24 protein-coding genes and 1 pseudogene are annotated in these 24,886 nt (G+C 62.8%); 9 read left to right on the top strand and 16 right to left on the bottom strand.

Features of this window, described 5'->3' with window-relative positions:
• Nucleotides 1-51: 51 nt before the first annotated feature.
• Both ACY693_RS01675 and ACY693_RS01670 read left to right on the top strand, forming a co-directional pair.
• Nucleotides 52-183 (top strand): annotated as a pseudogene (locus tag ACY693_RS01675) (RtcB family protein); the annotation flags it as partial.
• Between the two features lie 270 nt (nucleotides 184-453).
• Entirely contained in the window at nucleotides 454-1,119 is a 666-nt protein-coding gene (locus ACY693_RS01670; RefSeq protein WP_462320094.1) for a tellurite resistance TerB family protein, read from the top strand.
• Nucleotides 1,120-1,303: 184 nt separating this feature from the next.
• Here the strand turns inward: ACY693_RS01670 and ACY693_RS01665 are convergent, their stop codons facing one another.
• Nucleotides 1,304-1,648, bottom strand: a complete 345-nt coding sequence (locus ACY693_RS01665) for a response regulator (protein ID WP_462320093.1) — start codon at nucleotides 1,646-1,648, stop codon at nucleotides 1,304-1,306.
• Nucleotides 1,649-1,673: 25 nt separating this feature from the next.
• Nucleotides 1,674-2,054 carry a DUF6746 family protein gene (locus ACY693_RS01660; RefSeq protein WP_462320092.1) on the bottom strand — a complete coding sequence of 127 codons (381 nt, stop codon included), beginning with the start codon at nucleotides 2,052-2,054 and terminating at the stop codon, nucleotides 1,674-1,676.
• A 311-nt stretch (nucleotides 2,055-2,365) separates the two neighbouring features.
• Between ACY693_RS01660 and ACY693_RS01655 the strand changes: the two genes are divergently transcribed.
• A complete protein-coding gene (locus ACY693_RS01655; protein ID WP_462320091.1) occupies nucleotides 2,366-2,761 on the top strand; it encodes a DUF3775 domain-containing protein in 396 nt (131 codons plus the stop codon).
• A gap of 212 nt (nucleotides 2,762-2,973) precedes the next feature.
• Here the strand turns inward: ACY693_RS01655 and pnp are convergent, their stop codons facing one another.
• The 7 genes from pnp to rimP all read right to left on the bottom strand — a co-directional run bounded on the left by pnp (nucleotide 2,974) and on the right by rimP (nucleotide 12,074).
• A complete protein-coding gene (pnp, locus tag ACY693_RS01650) occupies nucleotides 2,974-5,076 on the bottom strand; it encodes a polyribonucleotide nucleotidyltransferase (protein WP_462320090.1) in 2,103 nt (700 codons plus the stop codon).
• Nucleotides 5,077-5,222: 146 nt separating this feature from the next.
• Nucleotides 5,223-5,492 carry a 30S ribosomal protein S15 gene (rpsO, locus tag ACY693_RS01645; RefSeq protein WP_462320089.1) on the bottom strand — a complete coding sequence of 90 codons (270 nt, stop codon included), beginning with the start codon at nucleotides 5,490-5,492 and terminating at the stop codon, nucleotides 5,223-5,225.
• Between the two features lie 287 nt (nucleotides 5,493-5,779).
• Nucleotides 5,780-6,697 (bottom strand): tRNA pseudouridine(55) synthase TruB, encoded by a 918-nt coding sequence (gene truB, locus ACY693_RS01640; protein WP_462320088.1) that lies wholly within the window; start codon nucleotides 6,695-6,697, stop codon nucleotides 5,780-5,782.
• A gap of 23 nt (nucleotides 6,698-6,720) precedes the next feature.
• A complete protein-coding gene (rbfA, locus tag ACY693_RS01635) occupies nucleotides 6,721-7,176 on the bottom strand; it encodes a 30S ribosome-binding factor RbfA (protein WP_462320087.1) in 456 nt (151 codons plus the stop codon).
• Nucleotides 7,177-7,189: 13 nt separating this feature from the next.
• On the bottom strand, nucleotides 7,190-10,006 hold the full coding sequence (gene infB / locus ACY693_RS01630) for a translation initiation factor IF-2 (RefSeq protein ID WP_462320086.1): 2,817 nt from the start codon (nucleotides 10,004-10,006) through the stop codon (nucleotides 7,190-7,192).
• 15 nt (nucleotides 10,007-10,021) lie between these two features.
• The gene (gene nusA, locus ACY693_RS01625) at nucleotides 10,022-11,524 is read right to left on the bottom strand and encodes a transcription termination factor NusA (protein ID WP_462320085.1); all 1,503 of its coding nucleotides are present in this window, start codon (nucleotides 11,522-11,524) and stop codon (nucleotides 10,022-10,024) included.
• A gap of 52 nt (nucleotides 11,525-11,576) precedes the next feature.
• Complete coding sequence (gene rimP / locus ACY693_RS01620) at nucleotides 11,577-12,074, bottom strand: ribosome maturation factor RimP (protein ID WP_462320084.1); 498 nt, start codon at nucleotides 12,072-12,074, stop codon at nucleotides 11,577-11,579.
• Between the two features lie 306 nt (nucleotides 12,075-12,380).
• Here rimP and ACY693_RS01615 point away from each other — a divergent pair, with 306 nt between their 5' ends.
• Complete coding sequence (locus tag ACY693_RS01615) at nucleotides 12,381-12,950, top strand: SprT family zinc-dependent metalloprotease (RefSeq protein ID WP_462320083.1); 570 nt, start codon at nucleotides 12,381-12,383, stop codon at nucleotides 12,948-12,950.
• 213 nt (nucleotides 12,951-13,163) lie between these two features.
• Here the strand turns inward: ACY693_RS01615 and ACY693_RS01610 are convergent, their stop codons facing one another.
• On the bottom strand, nucleotides 13,164-13,574 hold the full coding sequence (locus ACY693_RS01610; protein WP_462320082.1) for a DUF6858 family protein: 411 nt from the start codon (nucleotides 13,572-13,574) through the stop codon (nucleotides 13,164-13,166).
• 148 nt (nucleotides 13,575-13,722) lie between these two features.
• A complete protein-coding gene (locus tag ACY693_RS01605) occupies nucleotides 13,723-14,721 on the bottom strand; it encodes an SLAC1 anion channel family protein (RefSeq protein WP_462320081.1) in 999 nt (332 codons plus the stop codon).
• 292 nt (nucleotides 14,722-15,013) lie between these two features.
• On the opposite strand from ACY693_RS01605, the gene ACY693_RS01600 reads away from it, so the two are divergent.
• On the top strand, nucleotides 15,014-15,688 hold the full coding sequence (locus tag ACY693_RS01600) for a cysteine hydrolase family protein (protein ID WP_462320080.1): 675 nt from the start codon (nucleotides 15,014-15,016) through the stop codon (nucleotides 15,686-15,688).
• Between the two features lie 277 nt (nucleotides 15,689-15,965).
• On the opposite strand, the gene ACY693_RS01595 is transcribed toward ACY693_RS01600, so the two are convergent.
• Both ACY693_RS01595 and ACY693_RS01590 read right to left on the bottom strand, forming a co-directional pair.
• Nucleotides 15,966-16,445 carry a DUF2452 domain-containing protein gene (locus ACY693_RS01595; RefSeq protein WP_462320079.1) on the bottom strand — a complete coding sequence of 160 codons (480 nt, stop codon included), beginning with the start codon at nucleotides 16,443-16,445 and terminating at the stop codon, nucleotides 15,966-15,968.
• 12 nt (nucleotides 16,446-16,457) lie between these two features.
• Entirely contained in the window at nucleotides 16,458-17,234 is a 777-nt protein-coding gene (locus tag ACY693_RS01590; RefSeq protein ID WP_462320078.1) for a pteridine reductase, read from the bottom strand.
• 225 nt (nucleotides 17,235-17,459) lie between these two features.
• On the opposite strand from ACY693_RS01590, the gene ACY693_RS01585 reads away from it, so the two are divergent.
• A complete protein-coding gene (locus ACY693_RS01585; protein ID WP_462320077.1) occupies nucleotides 17,460-18,668 on the top strand; it encodes a class I SAM-dependent methyltransferase in 1,209 nt (402 codons plus the stop codon).
• Nucleotides 18,669-18,849: 181 nt separating this feature from the next.
• Here ACY693_RS01585 and ACY693_RS01580 read toward each other — a convergent pair whose 3' ends face one another.
• On the bottom strand, nucleotides 18,850-19,752 hold the full coding sequence (locus tag ACY693_RS01580; RefSeq protein ID WP_462320076.1) for a complex I NDUFA9 subunit family protein: 903 nt from the start codon (nucleotides 19,750-19,752) through the stop codon (nucleotides 18,850-18,852).
• An 82-nt stretch (nucleotides 19,753-19,834) separates the two neighbouring features.
• Here ACY693_RS01580 and ACY693_RS01575 point away from each other — a divergent pair, with 82 nt between their 5' ends.
• Nucleotides 19,835-20,665: a sulfite exporter TauE/SafE family protein gene (locus ACY693_RS01575; RefSeq protein ID WP_462320075.1), complete on the top strand. Its 831-nt coding sequence runs from the start codon at nucleotides 19,835-19,837 to the stop codon at nucleotides 20,663-20,665.
• On the opposite strand, the gene ACY693_RS01570 is transcribed toward ACY693_RS01575, so the two are convergent.
• Nucleotides 20,656-21,270, bottom strand: coding sequence for a hypothetical protein (locus tag ACY693_RS01570; protein WP_462320074.1), 615 nt, complete (start codon nucleotides 21,268-21,270; stop codon nucleotides 20,656-20,658). The genes ACY693_RS01575 and ACY693_RS01570 overlap by 10 nt on opposite strands.
• A 215-nt stretch (nucleotides 21,271-21,485) precedes the next feature.
• Nucleotides 21,486-23,465 (bottom strand): lytic transglycosylase domain-containing protein, encoded by a 1,980-nt coding sequence (locus ACY693_RS01565; RefSeq protein ID WP_462320073.1) that lies wholly within the window; start codon nucleotides 23,463-23,465, stop codon nucleotides 21,486-21,488.
• 105 nt (nucleotides 23,466-23,570) lie between these two features.
• On the opposite strand from ACY693_RS01565, the gene ACY693_RS01560 reads away from it, so the two are divergent.
• Complete coding sequence (locus ACY693_RS01560; RefSeq protein WP_462320072.1) at nucleotides 23,571-24,410, top strand: inositol monophosphatase family protein; 840 nt, start codon at nucleotides 23,571-23,573, stop codon at nucleotides 24,408-24,410.
• Between the two features lie 44 nt (nucleotides 24,411-24,454).
• The coding region (locus ACY693_RS01555; RefSeq protein WP_462320071.1) for a tetratricopeptide repeat protein at nucleotides 24,455-24,886 on the top strand (432 nt) is incomplete at its 3' end.

Here is a 24,886-nt window from a genome sequence, read left to right as displayed (position 1 = left end):
CAGCTGCGGCCATTATTGATGGCCTACCTGTGATGTGGAGCCGGACACCGTTGCCGCAAGGATAAGGGCGTGCTCGATGAGATCCCGGGCGCTTATAAGGACATCGACGCAGTGATGGCTAATCAAACCGATCTCGTCGAGGTGGTGCATACCCTCAAGCAGGTTGTGTGCGTGAAGGGGTAACGAGCGGAGCCACTAGCGGCTCTTCGGCACCTGATACGATGCCGTCTTACGTGCTAGAGCCGCGCAAACCTTCGGCGATTGCTGTCAATCGCCTGCGTGCATCACAGCAGCGCTTGGGTAGATGCTCTTAGCCGGCGCACAGAACGGCCATAAGGCGATCCCGCGGGTTGACTGCTAGAGAGCCAAGCCCAAAGGCCAGCACCGCCGATGATCGAACCGAACACCCGTGAGCGCCTTGCTCACTGGCTTACCATAGAGAGAGAGTTGCCGATGTTCGATGCAAAACGAATCCTCGATGAACTGGCCGGCAGTGGTGCCGCCGGTGGCTTTGCCGGCGGACTGGCCGGAGGCGCCCTCGGCAATCTGCTGAGCGGTAAGAAGGGCAAGAAGCTGGCCGGCTCGGCTGTAAAGCTGGGCGGCGCAGCCCTAGTGGGTGGCCTCGCATACAAGGCCTGGCAGGCCCATCAGCAGGGCCAGCCTGCCACGGCAGGGAATCCACCACCGGCACCACCGCAGCCTGTTGAGCCGCCACCATCGGGGAGCGCCTTTCTGCCAGCGCCCGATGACCAAGCGCAGACCGAGACGCTGAGCCTGTTGCTCGCCCGGGCGATGATCGCCGCGGCCAAGGCCGATGGGCAGATCGACGTGCAGGAGAGTCAGACCATCCTCAACCGGATCAACGAGCTCGACCTCCCGGCCGAGGACAAGGCCTTCCTGTTTGAGGAATACGGCGCTCCGCTCGACATCCAAGGCCTTGCCGCCGCTGTCGATTCACCCGAGCATGCCGCTGAGGTTTATACCGCCTCTCTGTTGATGGTCGATCCGCCGTCACCGCCGGAGCGCATCTATCTCGATAGTCTTGCTCAGGCATTACGCCTCGACAGGGGGCTGACCGCTCAGATCCAATCCGCGGTGGCTGCCAGTCGCGAGGAATGATGCCGACTGAGATGGCTAAGAGCGCGACTCACCATCACTGCGTCATGTGCGCGACATTGACTGGCTCATTGATCCTCCGGCATCGGATGCGAGGCCGCAAACGAGGCATGGAGCAAGAGGCTCACTCGCAATCCGACGCGCTGAGACGGTCGCGTTGTCATCTCAAAACCGAGCGCTGAGTGCGTCAGCTCCTGCACATGGAACGGCTTGCCAAGGTAGTCATCAGCGCCGGCCTTGAGTCCATCAACCCGCTCGTGCCAGGCATCACGGGCGGTGAGCACGAGCACTGGGTATGCAGCCCATTGGCCCGCCAGTCACGCAGCACCTCGAGCCCTGGCTTCTTCGGCAGGCCCGGGTCCAGGACGATAGCATCGTAGGGCTGGTCACTGCCGAGAAAGGCAACGTCGATACCATCAAGCGCCCAATCCACCGCATAGCCGTTGGCCACCAGGTCGGACCGCAGACCGCTGCCGAGCGCGCGATCATCCTCGACCAGCAATGTTGAGCACACTCGGATCGCGACGGCCATGCGGTGGAATGCGACGATGGGCCGGCTAATCGTCGAATCGATCGGCCATCCATAGATACTCACGTCCAGACTTGAGCACCGTCTCTTGGTCACCCTTCTCGGAGGCAAGATGCACCTCTTCCAAGGTGACTGCCAAGCTGCTGAGTGCAGCCTGCATCTTACCGAGGGCATTCTCGAGCGTATACGTCAGCTCGTGGATGTGGGCGAGGTCGGCAGCTTCAATGGTATCGCCTTCCAGATATTTCGAGAGCCTTTCATTGCCCTCCTCAAAGTGGTGAAAGGCTTCCTCGACAGAATCGGCCTCCTTGCCCGAGAAGTGAGGCCGGCCGTCAGGCGACATCTCGTCCGCTACAACACCTCCAGGCAGGGTCAGAACGATCGCCAGAGTGATCAAAGGGGCTTTCATCAGTTTAGGCTCAACGAGCTTAACAGTTTGGGTTGGTGCACCGAGACATGCGGATTCACAGCCGAAACCCAATCCGGAGGAGCGCGACGAGGGCGGGTCATGGACTGCGAGCCGACCTCTGTATCATCCCCACAACGCCGTTTAGGAGATCAGGGCTTGCGCGGTAGCGGAGCCGAGCATGCAGCTGATCTGGCTACCGCTTCATCACGCACCTGCTTGTTCCGCGTCAGGCAAGCGGCGAAATAGGGCGTAGTAAACTGGAGTCACGATGATAAAGACAGTCCCCGAAGCACGGGGCCGAGGAGTCAAAGGTGCGGCTGCACATCCCGCTGGACACATTATGCTCATTGATCGATCTGGCACGGGAGTTCCAAGCCAAAGAATCGGTCGTCTTTCCGGAGGTTCCGTCGAGCCCAAGCGACGATTGGGCGCTGCAGATCCTCGCCGACCACAGCGATGACTACAATGTCGCCGAGTTCAGCAATATCGTGACCGAGATGTCGGAGCGTCAGCGCTCCGAGCTTGTTGCGTTGATGTGGGTGGGCCGCGGGGATTACAGCGTTGAGGAATGGGAGCAAGCCGTTGACGATGCACTCGGCGACTTCAGCATTCGAGCAGCGGCCTATGTATTGGCCCACCCGATGGTGTCTGATCACCTCGAGGAAGGGATGATTGCCTTCGACTTGTCTTGCGAGGACGAGGACTAAGGGCCGCCTCACGGCCAGTCGAGCCCAGCCCAACTCGTTCAACTCGCCGCAGGCCTCAGCTGAATCAGCCCCGCCCAAACGACTCGATCTCGACAGCGGACAATCGACTGCGCGATCAGCGTCTCTAGCAACCGAGTCTCAGCAATACACGCTGCTAGCCCAGCTCCGAAAGGAAGCCGGGCTAGCGCGCTAGGTTAGCAGGCGATCAGACCTCAGGCATCCGGACCCTCGCCTTCGGCCACCGCCTTCATGCTGAGTCGGATTCGGCCTTGCTTGTCGACCTCAAGCACCTTCACGCGAACCACATCGCCCTCGCTGAGCTTGTCGCTGACGCGCTCGACGCGCTCATCGCTGATCTGGCTGATGTGCACCAGACCATCGCGACCCGGCAGGATGGTGACGAAGGCACCAAAGTCCATCAGCCGCGCGACCTTGCCCTCATAGACCTTGCCGACCTCGACATCGGCCGTGATAAGGCGGATACGCTTCTTCGCCTCCTCACCGGCGCTCTTCTGCACCGAGAAGATCTTCACCAGACCATCATCGTTGATATCGATGGTGGCGCCGGTCTCTTCGGTGAGCGCTCGGATGGTCGCCCCACCCTTGCCGATGACATCACGAATCTTCTCGGGATGGATCTTGAACTCGATGATGCGCGGAGCATGCTCGGACATCTCGGCACGATGGGTGTCGATGACCTTGTTCATCTCACCGAGGATATGCAGCCGCCCGTCCTTCGCCTGCGCCAGCGCTTGCTCCATGATCTCGCGGGTGATGCCATCGATCTTGATATCCATCTGCAGGGCATTGATGCCCTCGGCCGGCCCGGCAACCTTGAAGTCCATGTCGCCGAGGTGGTCCTCGTCGCCCATGATGTCGGTCAGCACCGCGAACTGATCGCCCTCCTTGATCAGCCCCATGGCCACACCAGCAACCGGTGCCTTGATCGGCACGCCAGCATCCATCAGCGACAGGCTGGTGCCACAGACGCTAGCCATCGAGCTGGAGCCATTGGACTCGGTGATCTCGGAGACGACCCGGATCGAGTAGGGGAACTCGGTTAGGCTCGGCATTGACGCCAGCACCCCGCGCTTGGCCAGGCGACCGTGGCCGATCTCGCGCCGCTTCGGGCTACCGACCCGACCGAGCTCGCCGACGCAGAAGGGCGGGAAGTTGTAGTGCAGCATGAAGGGCTCGCGACGCTCTCCCTCCAGCGCATCGATGATCTGCGAGTCACGCTCGGTGCCGAGCGTGGTGATCACCATCGCCTGGGTCTCGCCGCGTGTGAACAGCGCCGAGCCATGGGTGCGCGGCAGCACGCCGGTGCGGATACTGATCGGTCGCACAGTGATGGTATCTCGACCATCGATACGCGGCTCGCCGCCAAGGATTCGGCTGCGGACGATCTCCTTCTCGAGCTTCTCCACGGCGCCATAGACGAGCGACTGAGGCCAGGGGGAGTCCTCGCCGGCCAGCTGATCGAAGACCGCTTTGCGGATCTCGGTCAGCGCTGCCTGACGCTCCATCTTGTCCTTGATGCGATAGGCCTCGCCGAGCTGATCGGCGCAAGCCTCGGCCACAGCGGCCTTGAGCTCTGGGTCGGCCTGCACCGGCTCCCATTCGATCGGCGCCTTGTTGACCTCGGCGGCGAGCTCCTTGATAGCCTGAATCACGACCTGCATCTGCTCATGACCGAACAGCACCGCCCCGAGCATCACATCCTCGGAGAGGCCGCGTGCCTCGGACTCCACCATCAGGACAGCACCCTCGGTACCGGCGACGATCAGGTCCAGATCACTGTCAGGGGTCAGGCCGATCACGGCTGGATTCAGGATGTACTCGCCATTCTTGTAGCCGACGCGAGCCGCGCCGATCGGGCCATTGAACGGTAGGCCGGCGACCGAGAGCGCCGCTGAGGCGCCAATCATCGCCGGCACCTCCGGATTGACGGCCGGGTTCAGGGATTTGACCGTCGCGATCACCTGCACCTCGCGACCAAAGCCCTTCGCGAACAACGGGCGGACCGGGCGGTCGATCAGGCGCGAGGTCAGGATCTCGGACTCGCTTGGGCGGCCCTCGCGACGAAAAAAGCCGCCGGGGATGCGGCCGGCGGCGTAGGTCTTCTCTTGATAGTCGATGGTCAGCGGCAGGAAATCCTTCATCTCCGTCGCTCGCTTGTCGACCACAACGGTGACGAGCACGACGGTGTCATCGACATTGACCAGCACCGCACCGTCGGCCTGGCGCGCGATCTCACCAGTCTCAAGCGTTACCGTCTGATCGCCGTATTGGAAAGTCTTGCGGATTGGGGTCACTAGGACGGTCCTCTGGGTGGTCCCCAAACGGGGATCAGGGTGCGAACGCTGACGGCCTCGGCCGCTGGCCCGCAACGAGCATGGGAATGAGGTGACGCGGGCGCAGCTGTGCGCAAGCCGACGCCACCCTCGGTGGTCCAGACGCGCTATCGGCGCAGGCCAAGCGTCTGAATCAGGGCCCGGTAACGATCCAAGTCCTTGCGCTTGAGGTAGTCAAGCAGCTTGCGGCGCGAGTTGACCATGCGCACCAGGCCACGGCGCGAATGATGGTCGTGCTTGTGCTCAGTGAAGTGCCCGGTCAGTTGCTTGATGCGGGCGGTCAGCAATGCGACCTGGACCTCCGGTGAGCCCGTATCGTTGGTGCCGCGACCGTGCTCCTCGACGATCTGGCGTTTCTCTTCTGCGGTCATCGTCATTGCGAGTCTCCTATAGGATGGCGACGCCGAGCTCGGCGCCGGTCAAGGTCGCCTTGATCCCCAACAATGACCTCAGGGACAAGGCGTTAAAGCGATATCGAGCGCGATTCTACGGGCTCAGTCATCAGTTTGAAACCAATGCACTCGAGTGGCCTGGCTCAGATCAGGTTTAGACTCCGGCTCGGGCTCCAACTCAGGCTCTAGCCTGAGCTCGGGCTCCGGCTCGAGCTCGGGCCACAGCAAGGACAGCACTGGCTGCTGTGCTTATCGGCGATCGCGGCGAGCTGTCAGACCAGACGTTTCGGCTGCACCCGACCGTCGTCCAGGATCTCACCGACGCCAAGAAACCGATCGCTGACGTCATAGAGCCGCACCAGGCCCTCCGTTGGTGCCTGGGGCACGAGCACCGGCTGTCCCTGACTCAGATAAAAGCCACTGTTGGCAGACAGACGCACTGCGGGGCAATGTCCAAGCGTCGACTCCAGCGGCAACAGATGCGCATCCAACGACTCGGCGCCTTGCTCCTCGGCCTGGGCCTCGAGCGCGGCGAGGGTGACGAAATCGATCTCACCCTCAACGTACGGGCCCACGCCGGTGCGCCGCAGCGCCGATACATGGCCGCCGCAGCCCAAGCGCTTGCCAATATCCTCGGCCAGGGTGCGCACATAGGTGCCCTTGGTACAGTGGACGTCCAGCTCGATATCCGGCAAGGCCATTTCCAGTAGGTCGAGCTGATAGATGCTGATCTTACGCGGTGTACGCTCAACCTCCTTGCCCTCCCGTGCAAGCTTATAGAGGCGCTGACCTTCATGCTTGAGGGCCGAGTACATGGGCGGCAGCTGCTCGATCTCGCCAACGAACTCGGTCAGGACCTCGAGCACCCGAGCCTCGGTGATGCCCTCTACCGGTGCGGTAGCAATCACCTCACCCTCGGCGTCAGCGGTCTCGGTGGTCTCACCGAGACGCACCCGAACCCGATAACGCTTATCGGCATCGAGCAAGAAGGCCGAGAATTTGGTGGTGTAGCCCAGACAGAGGGGCAGCAGCCCGGTGGCGAGCGGGTCTAGGCTGCCGGTATGCCCGGCCTTTTGTGCGTCGTACAGGCGCTTGACGCGCTGCAAGGCATGGTTGGATGAGATACCCGAAGGCTTATCCAATAATAGGATGCCGTTGACCTCGCGGCCCCGTCTGCGTCGTCTACCCATGATGTTCCAAGTAAGAGGCTGGCTCAGCGTCCAGTGTCGGAGGCATTTGGCGCCCCACCCGCGCACTGATCATCGTCGGCGTTGATCTGAGAATCGGGCTGCTCCGCCTGCTTGTCGCCCAGCCCAACGGCCGCATCGATCAGTGCAGACAGACGCTCGCCGCGAATAACCGACTCATCGTGAACGAAGTGCAACTGCGGCACCGAGCGCAAGCGCGCGTTGCGCGACAGCTCATGGCGCAAGAAGCCAGCCAGGCTGCCATTCAAGAGTCGTTGCTGCTCTTCGGCACCCTCGTCGGCCGGGAAGCAGGTAAAATAGACCTTCGCATGCGCGAGGTCGCGACTGACGCGCACCTCATGCAAGGTGATCTCGCCGAGGCGCGGGTCCTTCGCGCGCCTCAGGAGCTGGGTGAGCTCGCGCAGCAGGGCGGCACCGATGCGCTCGCCCCTGTCAAAACCGCGCTGGGGTGCACGGCTCATGGAGCCAGTCTCCTCATAGCTCGCGTGCCCGCTCCGTGCGCTCGAAGACCTCGATCTGATCACCCGGCTGCACGTCGTTGTAGTTCTTGACGCCGATACCGCACTCGGTGCCGTTCTTGACCTCGCTGACGTCATCCTTGAAACGACGCAAGGACTCGAGCGCGCCTTCGTAGATCACAACGTTGTCGCGCAGGACGCGGATCGGGCTGTTGCGACGAATCACGCCCTCGACGACCATACAGCCGGCAATGGCACCGAACTTCGACGAGCGGAACACGTCGCGGACCTGGGCCAGACCGATGATCTCCTCGGTCACAATCGGGCTCAGCAGACCGGAGATCGCCTTCTTGACGTCATCGATCAACTCGTAGATCACTGAGTAGTAGCGCAGATCCAGCCCTTGCTCCTCGATCACTCGGCGCGCCGCGGCGTCGGCACGGACATTGAAGCCGAGCATGATGGCGCGCGAGGTCACCGCCAGGTTGGCGTCGGACTCGGTGATGCCGCCGACACCGGCAGCCACCACTGCGACCTTGACCTCGTCGTTGCTGAGCTTGACCAGCGCCTCCTTGATGGCCTCGACGCTGCCCTGCACGTCGGCCTTGAGGATGATGTTGACACTCTTGAGATCGCCTTCCTTGAGCTGCGAGAACAACTGATCCAGATTGGCGCCGCGCTGCTCGTCCATCCGTGTCTGCCGATCGCGCTCACGACGGAATTCAGCCACCTCGCGGGCGCGTTTCTCATCGGTCACGGCGATCACGTCATCACCGGCGTTGGGCGAGCCCGAGAGGCCCAGCACCTGGACCGGAATCGACGGACCAGCAGTCTTCACCGAGCGTCCAAGCTCATCAAACATCGCCCGCACGCGACCGTACTCGGAGCCGCTGACGATCATGTCGCCGGTGTGAAGGGTGCCGGACTGGACCAGCACCGTGGCAACCGTGCCCCGACCTTTCTCGAGACTGGACTCGACAATGGTCCCGTGCGCAGGGCCTTCGACTGGCGCCTTGAGCTCAAGCACCTCGGATTGGAGTAAGACCGCATCGAGTAGATCATCGATGCCATCGCCGGTCTTGGCCGAGACCTTGACCAGCATGGTGTCACCACCCCATTCCTCCGGCACCAGCTCATGCTGGGTCAGCTCCTGCATCACCCGGTCCGGGTTGGCGTCGGGCTTGTCCATCTTGTTGACAGCAACCACCACCGGCACCTCAGCCGCCTTCGAGTGCTGAATCGCCTCGATGGTCTGCGGCATGACGCCGTCGTCGGCGGCCACCACGAGGATCACGATATCGGTGGCCTTGGCTCCGCGTGCGCGCATCGCCGAGAAGGCGGCATGGCCCGGGGTATCCAAGAACGAGATCGTGCCCCTGTCGGTCTCGACGTGATAGGCACCGATATGCTGCGTGATGCCTCCAGCCTCACCAGCGGCAACCTTGGCCCGACGGATGTAGTCGAGCAGCGAGGTCTTTCCGTGGTCGACGTGGCCCATGATGGTGACCACCGGAGGGCGTGGCTGCGTCTCAGCCTGGCCGACCTCTTCCTCGAGCAGCGCCATCAGCGCATCTTCGGCATCCTCGACCTTTGCCTCGACGGCCCTATGGCCCATCTCCTCGACGACCAGCATTGCGGTGTCGCGATCGAGCGTCTGGTTGATGGTCACCATCATGCCTTGCTTGAATAGCTCCTTGATGACCTGCCCAGCCTTGACCGACATGCGCGACGCCAGCTCACCGACCGAAATGGTCTCGGGCACCTCGACCTCGCGAACCACGGGCGCGGTCGGACGCTGGAAGCCATGCTTATCCTGCAGCTGCGGCTTGCTCGGCTTCTTGCGGCGACGGACCGAGGGCCGAGTGATCACCGCGTCGTCTGAGGTCTCTTCCTCAAGCGCTGCAACCGGATCGCGCACCTTCGAGCGCCCAGGCTCTTTGCGCGCCGCCTTGCGCTCTTTCTCGACGCGCTCGCGCTCCACACGCTCCTTCTCCGAGCGTTCGGCATGCTTCTTCGCGGCCCGGCGACGATCCTCTCGCTGTTGCTCGGTCTCGCCTTCGGGCTCAACGACCCCCGTATCCGGCAGCGGCTTGCCCCGCAGCGCCAGCTGATAACTGTCAGCGGTCTCTTTCTCTGCCTCTTCTTGCTGCGCCTCTGCCTGCTTGGCCTGTTCTTCGGCCATGCGACGTCGCTTTGCCTCTGCCTCTTCCTTCGCGCGAGCCTCGGCCTCAGCCTTTCGCCGGGCCTCTTCACGCTGGCGACTCTCCAGCTCTTCCTGCTCAGCAAGGCGGCGAGCGTCCTCTTCCGCACGACGCGCCTCGAGCTCGGCGCGTCGGCGCTGATCGTCAATCGGGGCACGCCTGACCCTTGTCTCCTGCGCTGCAGGCTCTGGGCGCTGCGTCGTGCGCACCGTCGCCGCAGGAACAGCGGGCTCGGAACCGCGCTTGCTGAAGCTGCGCTTACGGCGCACCTCGACATTGACCGATTTGCCAGTGCGGGCGGCGGCGCCTCCGCGCGGCGGCGCCGCGCCACGGGCCGGCGCTGGACGCGATGGGCGTTGGGCGCGATTGTCGGGGGTCGTCGGACGTCGCCGCACACTGGTGGCTTCGCCGGTTGTTTCAGCGGCCGCTTCGGTGACTGGCTCCCCAGACGGCTCCTGTTTCTTGCCGTGGCTGCGCCGCAGATGCTGCAGCAGCTGGATCTTTTCACTCTCCGTGATGGTCGCATCCTCGGCCTGGGCCGAGATGCCAGCCTCTTGGAGCTGAGCGATCAGCCGCTCCACAGGAATCCCGACCGTCGTCGCGAGTTGCTTGACCGTGACTTCAGTACTCATTCGCACCTCCGATGACTAGTCGTTCTGCGAGCTGGCGAACATGGGCTCGCGCGCTGCCATGATGAGACTGGCCGCGCGTTCGGGGTCCATGCCGTCGAGCTCCAACAGCTCGTCCACCGACTGATCTGCTAGATCAGCCACGCTAATGATGCCGCGTCGAGCCAACCGATAGGCCAAGGCCTCGTCCATCATCGGCATGGCGAGCAGATCATCGCCCGGGACTGCATCCGGGTCTTCGTCGTTTGCAACCGATTGGCTCGACACCGCATCCAAGGCGCGCTGCCGCAGGAGCTCGACCAGCTCTTGGTCGAAATCGGCGATTGCCAGTAGCTCCGACTCGGGCACATAGGCAATCTCTTCAATCGTCGTGAAACCTTCCTCAGCCAGCACCGCGGCGACGTTCTCATCGACCCGCAGATCGGACATGAAGCGCTCGACCAGCCGGCGTCCCTCTTCTTCGCTCTTGGCCGCGGCCGCCTCCTCGCTCATGACGTTCAGCTCCCAGCCGGTCAGCTGACTGGCAAGGCGCACGTTTTGCCCCCCCTTGCCGATGGCCTGCGAGAGATTCTCTTCCTTGACCGCCACGTCCATGCTGCGCGCGTCCTCATCGATGACGATCGAGACGACGTCGGCGGGGAGCATCGCGTTGATCACGAACTGCGCTGGGTTCTCGTCCCAGGGGATGATGTCGACGCGCTCCCCAAACAGCTCGTTGGAGACTGCCTGCACGCGCGAGCCGCGCATGCCAACGCAAGCGCCAACCGGGTCAATACGCGGGTCTTTGGTCCGCACCGCAATCTTGGCGCGCGTGCCCGGATCGCGGGCGGCGCCGACGATCTCGATCGTCCCTTCGCCGACCTCCGGTACCTCGAGCTTGAACAGCTCGATCAACAGCTTCGGCGAGGTTCGGCTGACGAACAGCTGCGGCCCCTTCAGCTCGGCGGCCACCTCATAGAGCAGCCCCCGGAGTCGGTCCCCAGGGCGCGCGGTCTCTTTCGGAATCACCTGATCGCGCGGCACTAAGGCTTCGGCATTGTTGCCGAGATCAATGACAATGGTGCCACGCTCGGCCTTCTTGACGATACCGGTCACGAGCTCGCCCTCGCGACTCTTAAACAGCTCGACGATCTTTGCGCGCTCGGCCTCGCGCACCTTCTGCACGATGACCTGCTTGGCGGTCTGCGCGGCGATGCGGCCAAACAAGACCGACTCGATCTGTTCTTCGATAAAGCCACCGAGATCGAGCGTTGGGTCCAGCTCCTGCGCTGCCGAGATCGTGATCTGACGCTCTGGCGCCTCGAGCGGCTGCCCGTCTTGATCCTCGACCACCTCCCAGCGACGGAAGGTCTCGTAATCGCCCGTGCCGCGGTCGATCGAGACCCGCACGTCGATATCACCACCATGTTTCTTGCGCGTCGCCGAGGCGAGCGCGGCCTCGATCGCCTCGAAGATGATCCCCTTGGAGACATCCTTCTCATTCGAGACGGCATCGACGACCATCAATATCTCTTTATTCATCGGTCCCTACCCTGATGTCGGTCGCTCTCGGCCCCGTCCGGCATCCGGTTCGTCAGCGAGCGGACTGTGAAAAGTTAAAGTCGGGCACAACACGGGCGCTCTCAATCTGCTCCACCGGCAGCTGGACCCGGCGCTGCTCCTTACCCTCGTCGAGGCTCAGCTCAAGGAGCTGCGCGTCATCACTCACCGCAAGCACCTCGCCTTCGAAATTGCGGCGACCCTCGAGCTTCTGCTCGAGCCGCACTCGGATGCGGCTACCAAGATGACGTAGGATCTGCTCGACGGTGAACAGTGGTCGATCGAGCCCAGGTGACGAGACCTCGAGATCGTAGTGCCCGCTGATCGGGTCCTCGACATCGAGGACGCTGCTGAGCTGCCGGCTCACTGCCTCGCAATCATCGACGGTGATGCCATCAGCGTGGTCGATGTAGACTCGCAGCACCGCCTGCGCGCTCCCGGCTGAGGCATGCTCGACACCGAGCGCCTCGTAACCCATCGGCTCGACGACCGAGGCCACCAGCGTTGTCAGTCGGTCATTCGCCCGTCGCATCAAGAACTCAGCACCACTGCTTATGATCGTGCCCACCCCGATCCCGAGCCATCGCACACACCGGCCACGAGAACAGCCTTGGCCAGAGAGCAGACCGGGTAGAATGCAAAACGAAAAAGAGGGCCTTAGGGCCCCCTTGTTCGGAGCAGTACCCCGCGAGCCTCTGCCGGAAGCAGCCTCGCCTGGGTCTGCAGCGGATCGCGGATGAAAAAAAACCCCGATACCGGGGCCATCTCGCCTGGGGTAGAAAGCAGGAGGATTCCAGCTCTACCCTTGTATCTCAAGCCTACGAATGATAACCGGATCGTGAGCGAAACGCAAAGCCAGAACGCAAGCGCCGCCTCGAGCAAGCGCGGGGACCGATGTCCAACCGGTACCGAGCTTGAGAGACTCAAGGCCCGCGCACGCTCGCAAACGGCTGCCCTGCTCGGCCCGATCGCAGATGCCGACATCGAGATCCGGTTTGATCTGCGCGGCAAGACCGCTGGTCAGGTCCGTATCCGCGCCCGCGGCCATTACCTGATCCGCTATAACTTGGAGCTGCTCAGACGCGGCGGGGCGGACTTTCTCTCACGCACGGTGCCGCATGAGGTCGCGCACGTGCTCGCCTATCATCGTCACGGTCACAATATCCGCCCCCATGGTCGGGAATGGCAGCAGATCATGCACCAGCTCGGCGCGGAGCCGACCCGGTGCCATGATTACGACGTCAGCGGACTCGGCGCGCGCAGGCTGCGCTATTTCGACTATCACTGCGGCTGCATGGACCATCAACTCTCGAGCATCCGTCACAACAAGGCCGCTAAGGGGCAGCGTTATCGGTGTCGGCGCTGTGGCGAGCCGCTACGGCCTGGCGCACGCAACGGCTCATCGTAGGCGATTTCTGTCAACGCCCATCTGCCGAGCTGGTATTTGCGCAATGCGGTACGCGCTTGTCCGACAATCGCCTTAGACGCGGGGAAGGCAAGCGGGTTTCCATCGCGTGCCGATGCTCGATAGGGTATCGATCGGACTGCAGCTAGGCTCCGGCGACCCCTGGACGACGGCGATCCCTGGAAGACGGCGATCCCTGGGCGGCGACCCCTGCAATCAGGCCGCAACAGGGGTCGGCTGCTCGATGATAGCCTTGACCCAGCGCTCCATCGCCTCGTTCGCTGGTGGCATCGGCGCCTCGAGGTAGGTCACCGTGAAGCGATCCCCCTGATCAACCACGCCAATCGAGCGCGGCCGGACGGCCATCACATGCGGCTCAGGCAGCTTGCTGCCAAAACAAAACAGGATGTGCTTCGCCGACTCGATGCCTTCGGCGATCTGGCCGTTTGGCAGCGCTTGCGTGTGCGCCAGGTGATCAAACTCACCGATGTAACGCGCAATCTCATGCGCATTGATGCACTCTTTCAGGTAAGCGATGATCGACTCCGCATCGGTAAACCGGGTCTCATTCTTGTTGACCTCGAGCGCGTAGATCGGATACTTCTCTTGCAACAGGATCTGTTTCATCAATCGTCTCCAGTGGGTTAACGAATAGGCAGCCGAGGCCTCAGCGTCGTCGAGTCATCTGGGCTCGACAGCGTTGGCTAGAAACCACCACTCACGAGTACCTGCGAGCGGCTGTCAGGGGGCAGGATCATCAGCCAGAAGTTTTCAGTTAATGGCCGGGGACACAGATGCCGTGACGGATAACGGCATACAGCGTCCTGAACAGTAAAAAGGTCACGACCAGCGTCAGAATGGAGAGCAGTCCAGCGCCGATCCAACGATAGACATCGCTCTGCCCTTGCTCAAACATCAGCATGCTCGCAATGCTGATTGCCGCGAGCGGAAAGGTATAGGCCCACCAAGACAGGAAGAACTTCAGCCGCGCGAAATAGCGTGCCTGCGCAAACAGCAGCAGGGTCAGGAACAGCGCACTGAAGTAGAGCACCATCGCCATCGGATCGAGCTCACCAACCAACCGCGTGTAAGCGATAAAGCCAACCGCCGGCGGGGCAATCAAGATGAACAGGGTCGGCATGAAGCGCTCTGGAATGGGCGTATGGAACAGCAGCCGATAAAAGATGATCGTCATCAACAGGCCCCAAAACAGCATGCCGATGCTGAAAAAGAACCAAGAGACATCAACAAACCCGAGGGGCACGCCCGCCACTGGCACCAACACATTACCAACCGCTGGAATGAACCAAGCTGGGTTCATGTGGTGGACCTCGAAGTGCTCATGGTGAATCCAGACGCTGACCACATAAAGCGTGAACAGTAAATGCAAGCTGGCACCGACCAGCCAAAGCGGCCGGCTGATGGCCTCATCAGTGGGCAGGAACGCAATCGAGAGCAGCAGAAGACTAATCGAGATTGCCGCGAAGAAGTTGAGCTTGATCGGATGCCGGAGCTCCTCGAGCACCGCCTTTGGATACACCACGAGCTTGGCGAGGTAGAACAAGGCGAGCAATGAGAAGACGGCGCCCGTCGCGCTTGCCATCCAAAGACCGACGCTCAGGGTCGGATCGAACCCGATCCCATGCAGCTCAAGCGAGAACACGTGCAGCGCCTTCTCCCAGGCGATGGTCAGCCCGGAGAGGCCCATCACCACCGCAAAGAAGGAGATCGGAAAATTGGGAAGTCGACGCGAGTCGATCGCAGTCTGTGACATAACGGAAGGCCGCAACGCGGGATGTAACATAACTGAGGAGAATTCTAGGGATTGCGCGCGCAAAGGCATTGAAGAAGCGCAACAGCCGACGCACAGATCGAGTTGCGCGCGGCCAGATCGAGGCGCGTCGACCGCTGCTCATCAGTCAGCACCGGTCATCAACGAGAGAGGCGCCATCAGCCGCAGGATGCACCGCCAAGCTGCTGGTGACGCCCCGAAGGCGATCTGGCAGAGTACGGACGATCAGCTCGACAACTCTCGTCGCCAACCTCGTGTTCCGGAGCCAAAGCCGATGACCTGGAAGACCGCCCACCGCTCGTTCTACTATCAAGGCGCCCCAGAGCCCGACGATCCGGAGCTCATTGCGCATGAAACCGCGCTGCTGTGCATCGATGTGCAGAACTACGGCATGGTGTTGCACGACGACCCGGCCGAGCGCGAGCGCTGGGCACCCTTCCACGAGCGCATGCGCGGCACCGTCATCCCGCGGCTGCAGGCCCTGCAGCAGCGCTTTCGCGACAATGGCCTGGACGTGATCCATGCCCGCATTGCCTGCCAGCTCGAGGACGGGCGCGATCGTTCGCTGAGCCAGAAGATGCCGGGCTGGAACAACCTGCTGATGCCGAAAGATAGCGAAGCCTCGCAGATCATCCCCGAGCTGGCACCAGCACCCGGCGAGATCGTCGTGACCAAGACCACCGACAGCGCGATCACCGGCACCAATCTCCGCCTACTCCTCAGCAACATGGGCATCCGCAACCTGATCGTGACCGGCATCTACACCGATCAGTGCGTCTCATCGACGGTGCGCAGCCTCGCCGATGAGAGCTTCAGCGTGGTGGTGGTCGAGGACTGCTGCGCCGCAGGCACCGAGCAGCTGCACGAGCAAGAGCTCGCGATCATCAACATGATCTACTGCCATGTGATGAGCAGCGAAGAGCTGCTCAGCCTCATGGGACTGAGCTGAGTCGTTGCGCTTCCATCAGCGAGCCGCAAGCAGGGCTTTCCTCTCCACGATCAAGGCAGTGTCAGCCTCGCCCGCGGACCATCAGCCTATCCAACCCGAGGGCTTAACCACTCGCCGTCCCCCGGCTGCGCGCATATGGATTTCCACGCTCTCGTGCGAGATCGGCAGAAATGCGTTTGCTTGGTGATTCGTTTCCGCCTTCCTCGGCATGGCCCCGGCGAGCCTGAAGCCAAACCAGGAGGTCCTGCAGAGGCATAGGATGTGCGATCCGGTGGGATCACAAACCGTCGATGCGGAGTAACTGCTGCACCAGCTCCCCGGTATCGTCAGGCTGATCCAGGGCCTCGAGCGGCGTCCAGGAATAGTCGGCCTCGAGCCGGTAACTCGCCAGGTAGGCGTGCGGCGGCTCACCACGCCAGTCATCAGGAGAGAGCATCGAAAAGTAGCGACTTCCGTTGGGCCGCTGGTAGAGATGGTAGATCTTGCCCGGTAGCCGCTTGAAGGCACACTCGGCATGGGTCAGTGCGTGCTCGTCGCGCGCCTCGTCAAGGACCTTGCGGGCTTCGGCTTGCAGGGACTTGATCTGGTCGGCGATCACGCGCAGCTTGGCGCTGGTACGCGCGCTGAGCATGGACTCAGCCCGCTCGATCTCTTCGGCCAGGGCTGGAGCCTGGAACGCCGGCGCCAGTCGACTCACTGGATAGGGCGAGCTTCGATCAGAGCCCTGATGCAAAAGGGCCTTTTTCTCTTCAGTCATCGGTTTCCTTCGTTACTGCTGTAGGGTTCGGCCACCATCGACGGCGATGATCTGGCCAGTGATGTAGTCGGCGTCGCGGACCAGAAAGAGCAGCGTCCGCGCGATGTCCTCGGCGGAGCCCGCGCGCCCGAGCGCCGTGCGCGACAGGATCTCATCCTTGAGCGCGTCTGACAGCCCCTGCTCCGGCCAAAGGATCGCCCCGGGCGAGATGCCATTGACCCGCACCTCGGGGCCGAGCTCACGCGCCAGGGTCTTGACCATCATCGCGTTCCCGGCCTTGGCAATCGAATAGATCGAGTGCCCCTGGAGCGGACGCTGCGCATGGATATCGACCAGATTGATCACCACGCCGCGGCTTGCGCGCAGCAAAGGCGCCGCGGCCTGCGCCAAGAAGAACGGGGCTTTGAGATTCGACCCGAGTAGGTCCTCCCACTGCGCTTCGGTCGCCTCATCAAGTGGGGTCGGATAGAAGCTGGATGCATTGTTCACCAAGATATCGAGGCGACCATGGTAGGCTTCGACCTCGGCGATCAGCGCCCCGAGCCGGGCGATGTCGCAAAGGTCAGCCCGGATCAATTGCACCGAGCCCTCGCGCTCATGCTCAAGCTCATGCTTGAGGGCATCGGCGTCCGCCTCTGAGCAGTGGTAGTGCAGCGCGAGATTGGCCCCTTCGGCATGCAGCTGCCGCGCAACCCGGGCGCCGATGCGATGCGCACCACCGGTGACCAACGCGACCTTGCCCGCGAGCGACCCCGGCCTTGTACCAAGCTGGCCCGCAGGCTGGTTCAAGCTCGTTTGTTCCTGGCTAGGCTGCTGCTGATCAACCTGTTTCGGGCTGGCCGAGGCATCAGCGGTGGAATTGGATCTTGTCTGATCAGTCAATGAATTCTCCTGTTAGCTCTCGCTCGAAGGCATCCGGACCTGTTGCGAGCAAAGATGTTGCGCGCAAAGATGCTTGCAAATGGCCCTGTACTCGCTTGGACCGTCGCAGCGCCAGCTGACCAACAGAACCGATTGGACCCGACCATGGTCGATGACGAAGACGTTACCGCCCAACATCAACAACGACATCAACAACGCCTTGAGACACTGATTCGTCGTGAGATCGAGGCCGCAGGGGGCCAGATACCCTTTGATCGCTTTATGGAGCTTGCGCTCTACGCGCCAGGTCTCGGCTATTACGTCGCTGGTGCTGCGAAACTGGGGCCGGCAGGCGACTTTGTCACCGCCCCAGAGATCTCGCCCCTGTTCGGGCGTTGCCTCGCCGCCGCCTGCCGCGAGGTCTTGAACGCCTGTGCTCAGCATGCGGATCGTTCAGGCTTGGACCTGCTCGAGCTCGGCGCCGGCTCTGGCGCGCTTGCGGCCGAGCTCTTGGCCAGCCTCGCGGACCAAGGGCCGCTTCCCGAGCGCTATCTCATCCTCGAGCCAAGCCCTGATCTCGCGCAGCGCCAATACCAGACCATCGCCACGCAACTCCCCGAGCTGGTTGGGCGTTGCCACTGGTTGGAGCGACTGCCAGAGCGCATCAACGGCGTCGTCATCGCCAATGAGGTCCTAGACGCGATGCCGGTGCATCGTTTCCAGATCGGCAGCGAGCGGCAGGTGCAGGAGATCTGTGTCGGCAGCGATGGCGACGGCTTCCACGATATCCCCTCACAATCGGCAGCGCCAGCATTGCAGGCGGCGGTCCTGGCGCTGCAGGCAGATGGCCTTGCGACCCAGCCAGGCTATCGCTCCGAGATCAACCTTCGGCTCGCGCCCTGGATCGAGGCGCTCAGTGCGATGCTTGGCGCTGGCCTGCTGTTGGTGATCGATTACGGCTATCCACGTGCCGAGCTCTATCTGGACGAGCGTGATCAGGGCACCCTGATGTGCCATAGCCATCATCGCGCCCACGGCGACCCTTATCGCAACATCGGCCTACAGGACATCACCGCGCACGTCGATTTTACTGCCCTGGCCAAGGCCGGTCAGTCAGCCGGACTGACCTTCGCGGGCTATACCACCCAGGCCAATTTTCTGATCGGCTGTGGCATCGATGCGCTGATCGCCGAGAGCGCTGGTGATGATCCCGCAGCCATGCTCGAGCTGACCGCTGGCGCCAAGCAGTTGCTCCTGCCAAGCGCGATGGGCGAGCGCTTTCAGGTGATGGGGCTCAGTCGTGGACTTGACGCGCTGCACCTCAGCGGCTTCGGGGTCCGCGACCTCAGCGCCAGGCTCTGATCGCCAGACGCCGATCGCGAGACGCTGATCACCAGGCACCAATCGCCAGGCGCCGACCGCCAGGCTTTGGTCGAAGGACCGGCTTCAGCATCAGACCAGGGTCGGCAACCGGCGCCTCGGTTCTAGCAGCCGACAAAGAGCGCATCCACCGGCGACCAGCATCAAAGCTGCCCGGGACCTCTCAGCGTAGATAGGTCGGCACGATGGTCTCGATGTCAGTCGGATGAATGCCGAGCTCAAGCAGGCCATCATGGTCCCCACAGATGCTCGGCGTCTGCATCGAGCGATAATTGTCCATGGTGAACGGCTTCCCAGGCAGTCGCTGGAACAGCTTGGCCTGCCAGCGCGAGGCGCGATCATTGAGACTGATCAACAGGCAGCGGCGCCCGATCCAGCTCGCCGTCTGCTCCACCAGCTCTTGCAGACTGAGCACTCGCGGGCCACAGAGGTCATAGCGTCGGCCGATGGTGCTCGGATCATCCAGGGCGCGTGCGATCGCCTCACAGACATCGCCGACCCAGACCGGCGCAAAGCGCGCGTCCGGGCAGGCCAGCGGAAAGACGCCTGGCGTCATCTCAAGCAGAGACGCAAAGCGATTGAAGAAGCCGTCGCCGCGGCCAAAGATCACCGAGGGACGCACGCTGGTCACCTGCAGACCTTCGGCCTGATGGGCGAGGTCTTCGCCAGCGCCCTTGGAGCGCAGATAGGCGCTACCGCCGTGGCTCGCATCCGCATTCAGCGCGCTCATCTGGATCAGCCGCGGCACGCTGGTCTCTTGCGCTGCAGTCGTCAGATCACGGACCAGCTCGACATGGACGCGCTCGAAGGTCGAGCGACCGTCCTCGTTGAGAATGCCGACCAGGTTCACCACCGCATCACAGCCCGCGAGTACCTCGCCCAAGCTGGCCTGATCAAGGCGATCGACGGGGATCAGGCTGAGATGCGGGATCAGTTTCAGGTCACGGTGTCGATGTGGTCGGCGAGTTGGCACCAGGCAATGCCAGCCGGCCTGACCAAGGCGTCGAACCAGATGCTGACCAACGAAGCCGGCGCCACCGAGGATACAAATTGTCTTGGTTCTCATCGGACTCCTTGAAACTCGCGCCGATGCGAATTGGCGCGGTTGGGGCCATGCTGGGAAACAGCGGGCGATCTGGGCGCGTATTATGCCCGATCAACGCTCAGAATCGACCTTAGCCATCGTGGAACCACTCGCCCTCGCTGCCTTTCTTGCGACCGGTGCGCTCGCCGGCCTGCTCGCCGGTCTGCTCGGGATCGGTGGCGGCGCTGTCATCGTGCCGGCGCTGATCGGGATCTTCGGCTACCTGCATCTCGATAGCCTCTGGGCACCCCATCAGGCTGTGGCCACCTCATTGGCGACGATCGTGGCGACCGGCTCGGTCTCGGCGTACGCGCACGATCGTCGCGGCGCGCTCGACTGGACGGTCTTTCGCGTAGTCGGGCCCGCCCTGCTTCTTGGCGCGGGCGTTGGGGCACTGGCCGGGGGTGCAATCGCGCCGATCTGGCTGCAGCGCCTGTTCGCAGTGTTCTTGCTCTACACCGGCTTACGCATGCTGCTGCGCCTTCAACCGACGGCATCGAAGCCGTTTCCACCGCGACAGCGCCTGCTCGGGGCTGGTGTCGGCTTCGGCATCCTGTCCGCAGTGCTTGGTATCGGCGGCGGCGTCTTGGTGGTGCCCTTCCTTACCCGCCATGGGATAGCCCTGCGATCTGCTGTGGGCACGGCGAGCGCTTGTGGCGTGCCGATCGCGGCTGCCGGAAGCCTGGGCTTCATCGTCGCCGGCTGGGAGCGCCCTGGCCTGTTGCCCCAGAGCCTCGGCTTTGTTTACTGGCCGGCGGTCGTGGCGATTGTCGCAACCAGCATGCCGCTCGCAAACCTGGGCGCTCGCCTCGCCCATCGGCTCCCTACCGTTGCCCTAAAGCGCATCTTTGGACTCTTGCTGCTGGCGGTCGGCAGCAGCCTGTTTCACGGCTGACCCGTATCGCCTCGGTCAGAAGAAACGCCCATCCCAAAGGGGACTGCATAGGCGGGCTCGTCGAGCCAGAGCCGACGATAGAGGTAGGTGCTGCCAGCCGCATCACGCAGCACGAGCCGCCCCTGATACTCGGCCATCTCATAGGCGCGAACGCTCTCGCTGCCGGGCTCATAGAAGGCGATGCGATCGCCACGACGCTGGAATAGACCCTCGATATGCCCGCCCTGAGCGCCCTGCAGCCGAAAGCGATGGGCACGGATGATCATTAGTCCACCATCACGTCCCTCCCAGATACCATCGAGGCCGCTGCCGCCGCTGCTCCAGGGCCAGCCCATGCTGCTGGCCCACTGATCGGCCATACCCTGCATGCCAAAGGCAGTGATGGGATCGGTAAAGCCGGTATAGTCGGGCATCTGGCCCCATGGCATTTGACTCCAGGGCATCTGGCCGTAACCAAAGCTCCCCATCCCCGGCATCATTGGAGGTATCGTCGGCATCTTGGCCCCGGAATCATCATCAAAGAGTCCCATCGCGTCCATCATCCGGGCCATCGCCTTGGCCATCAGCTCGGCTGCATCACTACCCGCCGCATTGACGGGGGACATTGCGGCAAGGCTAAGCGCAAGGGCAATTCGAACGGGAAAACGCATGATGAGTCAGACGAAGGGCTCAACGCCGCGATGACAACGGACAGGAACAGTCGCGCAGCATAACAGAGACAGCTAACAGAACAGTGTGCGCTGAGCATCGACCCCAGATCAGCTGCGCATTCCAGCTGCCCTAAGCACGGACCCAGATTATCTACCCAGATCAGCCTCGATCAGTGAACGCGGCGCAGCATGGCGCCGACTCGTAATGGTGGCAGCCCAAGTCGATCACGATAGAAAACACGGTAGGTGAGCACCCGCCGCACGTACTGTCGCGTCTCGGCATAGGGGATCTCGGTGAGCCAGAGATCACCGGGCATCGACCCATCAGGCAGCCAACGCGTCACCGCTGTCGGTCCCGCGTTGTATGCCGCACTCGCAAGCAGTGGATGACCATCGAAGCGCTGCTGCATCTCGGCAAGATAGGCCGTACCCAGTGCGACATTGGGCGCCGGATCGGTCAAGTTCAGTCGCTCAGGCTCGGCGTAGCCAACCTTGCGCGCAACCTCGCGTGCGGTCGGCGGCATCAGCTGCATCAGCCCAATGGCACCAGCATGGGAGGCAATGTCGGGATCGAAGGCGCTCTCTTGGCGAATCACCGCATAGACCCAGTCTGGTGGCAGCCCCTGCTCGGCAGCAGCTGCAGCGACCAAGTCGGCGTAAGCCAGTGGAAAGCGCAGCTCGAGATCGTCCCAGTAGGCCGCCCGGGAGAGGGCTAGGATCGATTGATTGGTCAACCCCAGCTCGGCGGCCGCGGCAGCCAGAGCCAACTGTTGCTCCCGCGGTAGAAGGCGCACGAGCGCGTGCCAGTCGCGCCGCAGCTCGCTCACGCGACCGAGCCGATCCATCTCCTTGAAACGCTGTAAGAGCTCCGAATACATGAGACGATCCAGCATGGCTTGGTCGACATCGACCGGACGATGCCCAAGCGCCGGCGCACGCCCGATCAGCTCGGCTGCAGCAAAGCCCCAGAGCGTGCGCTCCTCGGCAGCCGCGGCAAAGGCATGTGCGGCAGCTGCGCGATCTGCAGCGCCAGATGCCACCCGCATCAGCGCCTTGCCGCGCCAGTAACGCCATTTGGCGAGCTCATCGGCCTCGGCTACCAGCCCTTCCGACCAGTCGGCGAGCTGCTGCCAAGCGCGGAGCCTCAGCGCAATGCGCAAACGCTCGTGCTGCAGATCCTGGTTATCGGTACCCGGCTGAAGCCGTGCCAGGTAGTCGAGACCGCGCCGATCACCAGCACCCGCCAGCGCCTTGCCAACCGCGATGTCGGCGCGCTCGGCGAGTGACGCTGGCAGGCGCTCAGCGGCCGCAATCGAGGCCCATAACTGCTCGGCTTGCCGTGGCCGCTGAGCCGCCAGCCGCTCGAGACCATAGATCAGGATCCGTTGCCGGACCGCCCTATCCGGCACCCGCTCTGCAGTGATCGGCTCCTCTAGCAAGCGTGCTGGTCGCTGATGCACCGCTAGCATCAGCTCGAGCCAAGGCTCATGCTCAGCCGGCAAGTAGCGAGCCTGGAAGGCGGCCACGCCTGGATTGTCAGCCTCCAAAGCGAGCCCGATCCGCTCCCAAACCCGAGCGCTTCTGAGACCTCCCGTTTGGGCCCAAACGGCAAACAGAGGATCGCAGTCAGAAGGCAATGAGCCCCCGGTCAGATAGATCCCTGATAGACCGGAGAACGCCGCTGCCGCTTGATCGGTGCCGAGCAGTGCGCGCCGATACCAGCAATCGCGCTCGCGCGACCCGTTATCGACGTGAGCCTGGAGATAATCCGCCCAGCGCTGCTCCCGCACCAGCCGGCGCAGCCATTGATCGCGCACAGGCTCGGCGACGACGCTACCCTGATAGCGCTGAAGGAAATCGAGCACCTCGTCCGCATCGACCGTATCGAGCCGGGCGAGCAATTCCCGCTGCACGCGGGTCGCTTCCAAGGCGGCCTGCTCCAGTGCAGCGGCTGTATCTTGGTCAGCCTTGCCCGCTTGCGCGCGGGCGGAGGCTTCGCTCCCAGCCCCATCCTGAGCCCCAATCCCCCGCGTTGAATCGAGTGTCGCCGGCATCAGCAGCATGACCAGCGCCAAGGCCATCACAGACGCTAAGAGACGCCCGGACAGACGCTGCCGGGAGGGCATCCCAGTCGCCGTCACTGCGCTCACGCATGCGCTGTCTGACTCTGGCCCGTTTGATTTGTGTCGAATAGCGTTCATCTGACTCCGGCGACGACATCGAAACCAGCCATCGCATTAGCGCTTCCTATCATTATGGCCGTCTCCGACCAACCCGATCTCGACACCCTGAGCCTGCTCCTTAGGCAGGTTGCGCGCGATCAGCTCATGCCGCGCTTCGGCCAACAACCGGCGCGCGAGAGGTCGGCGCGCGAGAAGGCGGATGGCAGTTTAGTCACTGAAGCCGACCTCGCGGTTCAGCAGCAGTTGGTGACAACGCTCAGCGCACAGTGGCCAGACATCCCACTGCTTGGCGAGGAGATGTCCGCGACCGAGCAACAGCGCCTACTGACAGACCAAGAGGCTGCACTCTGGTGCCTGGACCCAATCGATGGCACCAGCAACTTTGCCTGTGGCTTCCCTGGATTCTGCATCTCACTCGCCCTGCTGCGAGGCGGTCAAGTCGAGCTCGGCCTGGTCCTGGACCCGGTCCGCGACGAGTGTTTCGGCGCCAAGCGCGGCCGGGGCGCCACCATGAATGGTGCCCCGATTGGACCCTACAGTCCCGGTCCACAACTCAGCGACTGCATAGCAGTGATCGACTTCAAGCGTCTACCAAAGGACCGGGTCGCCGGCCTATTTGGCGCGGACTCCTTTCGCTCACAGCGCAATCTGGGGGCCGTGGCGCTTGAGTGGTGCTGGCTTGGCGCCGGGCGCTTTCAGCTCTATCTCCATGGCGGTCAAGGGCTTTGGGACCATGCCGCCGGTCGCCTGATCGCGACTGAAGCGGGCGCTGCAACCCGCTTGCTCGCGCCAGGCAGCACAGCCCCGGACTCATCGCTGACGCTCGCTAAGCGCGTTGCCCTTGGCGCGGCGAGCGGGCGCCTGCTCCAACAATGGCAAGCACGCGTTGCGCTACCACTCAGCGGCGGCTAGACGCGATCGCTCATCCTTTCCAACCGAGAACGACGAGGCAGTCAATGTCCGAACAATTCAGCAACCAAGATATGGACCTCAGCAGCGGCATCGCCGCGTTCGAATCCAAGCAGTTTTCGCGCGCCGTTGGCCTGCTCGGCCCGCTCGCAGAGGCGGGCGATCCTGAAGCGCAGTACCGCATCGCGATCATGGCTCAAAACGGACTCGGCATGGTCGAGAACCCGTTACAGGCGTTTAAGTACATGCGCGCGGCCGCGGAGGCGGGACTGGGTGTCGCTCAACACGGCCTTGGATTCATGTACATGGAAGGCGAATGCGTGGATAAGGACCCGGCCAAGGCGGTCGCCTGGTTCAAGAAGGCGGCGGACCAGGGACTCGCTGGCTCACAGACAACCCTAGCCATGATGTATGAGGAGGGGCGGGGCGTCGAGAAGGATATCGACGAAGCTCGCCGCTGGTATCGTCTGGCCGGCTTC

This window comes from Halochromatium sp., from assembly GCF_054919635.1.
Note: the sequence above shows the minus strand (reverse complement) of the source record. Positions and strands in the feature narration are given on the sequence as shown.

What these genes read in the sequence shown, in the direction of transcription:
- ACY693_RS01670 (WP_462320094.1), top strand. Translation starts at nt 454, where the DNA reads ATGTTCGATGCAAAACGAATCCTCGATGAACTGGCCGGCAGTGGTGCC.
- ACY693_RS01665 (WP_462320093.1), bottom strand. Translation starts at nt 1,648, where the DNA reads ATGGCCGTCGCGATCCGAGTGTGCTCAACATTGCTGGTCGAGGATGAT.
- ACY693_RS01660 (WP_462320092.1), bottom strand. Translation starts at nt 2,054, where the DNA reads ATGAAAGCCCCTTTGATCACTCTGGCGATCGTTCTGACCCTGCCTGGA.
- rpsO (WP_462320089.1), bottom strand. Translation starts at nt 5,492, where the DNA reads ATGACGATGACCGCAGAAGAGAAACGCCAGATCGTCGAGGAGCACGGT.
- truB (WP_462320088.1), bottom strand. Translation starts at nt 6,697, where the DNA reads ATGGGTAGACGACGCAGACGGGGCCGCGAGGTCAACGGCATCCTATTA.
- rbfA (WP_462320087.1), bottom strand. Translation starts at nt 7,176, where the DNA reads ATGAGCCGTGCACCCCAGCGCGGTTTTGACAGGGGCGAGCGCATCGGT.
- infB (WP_462320086.1), bottom strand. Translation starts at nt 10,006, where the DNA reads ATGAGTACTGAAGTCACGGTCAAGCAACTCGCGACGACGGTCGGGATT.
- nusA (WP_462320085.1), bottom strand. Translation starts at nt 11,524, where the DNA reads ATGAATAAAGAGATATTGATGGTCGTCGATGCCGTCTCGAATGAGAAG.
- rimP (WP_462320084.1), bottom strand. Translation starts at nt 12,074, where the DNA reads ATGCGACGGGCGAATGACCGACTGACAACGCTGGTGGCCTCGGTCGTC.
- ACY693_RS01610 (WP_462320082.1), bottom strand. Translation starts at nt 13,574, where the DNA reads ATGAAACAGATCCTGTTGCAAGAGAAGTATCCGATCTACGCGCTCGAG.
- ACY693_RS01605 (WP_462320081.1), bottom strand. Translation starts at nt 14,721, where the DNA reads ATGTCACAGACTGCGATCGACTCGCGTCGACTTCCCAATTTTCCGATC.
- ACY693_RS01600 (WP_462320080.1), top strand. Translation starts at nt 15,014, where the DNA reads ATGACCTGGAAGACCGCCCACCGCTCGTTCTACTATCAAGGCGCCCCA.
- ACY693_RS01595 (WP_462320079.1), bottom strand. Translation starts at nt 16,445, where the DNA reads ATGACTGAAGAGAAAAAGGCCCTTTTGCATCAGGGCTCTGATCGAAGC.
- ACY693_RS01580 (WP_462320076.1), bottom strand. Translation starts at nt 19,752, where the DNA reads ATGAGAACCAAGACAATTTGTATCCTCGGTGGCGCCGGCTTCGTTGGT.
- ACY693_RS01575 (WP_462320075.1), top strand. Translation starts at nt 19,835, where the DNA reads ATGCCCGATCAACGCTCAGAATCGACCTTAGCCATCGTGGAACCACTC.
- ACY693_RS01570 (WP_462320074.1), bottom strand. Translation starts at nt 21,270, where the DNA reads ATGTCCCCCGTCAATGCGGCGGGTAGTGATGCAGCCGAGCTGATGGCC.
- ACY693_RS01560 (WP_462320072.1), top strand. Translation starts at nt 23,571, where the DNA reads ATGGCCGTCTCCGACCAACCCGATCTCGACACCCTGAGCCTGCTCCTT.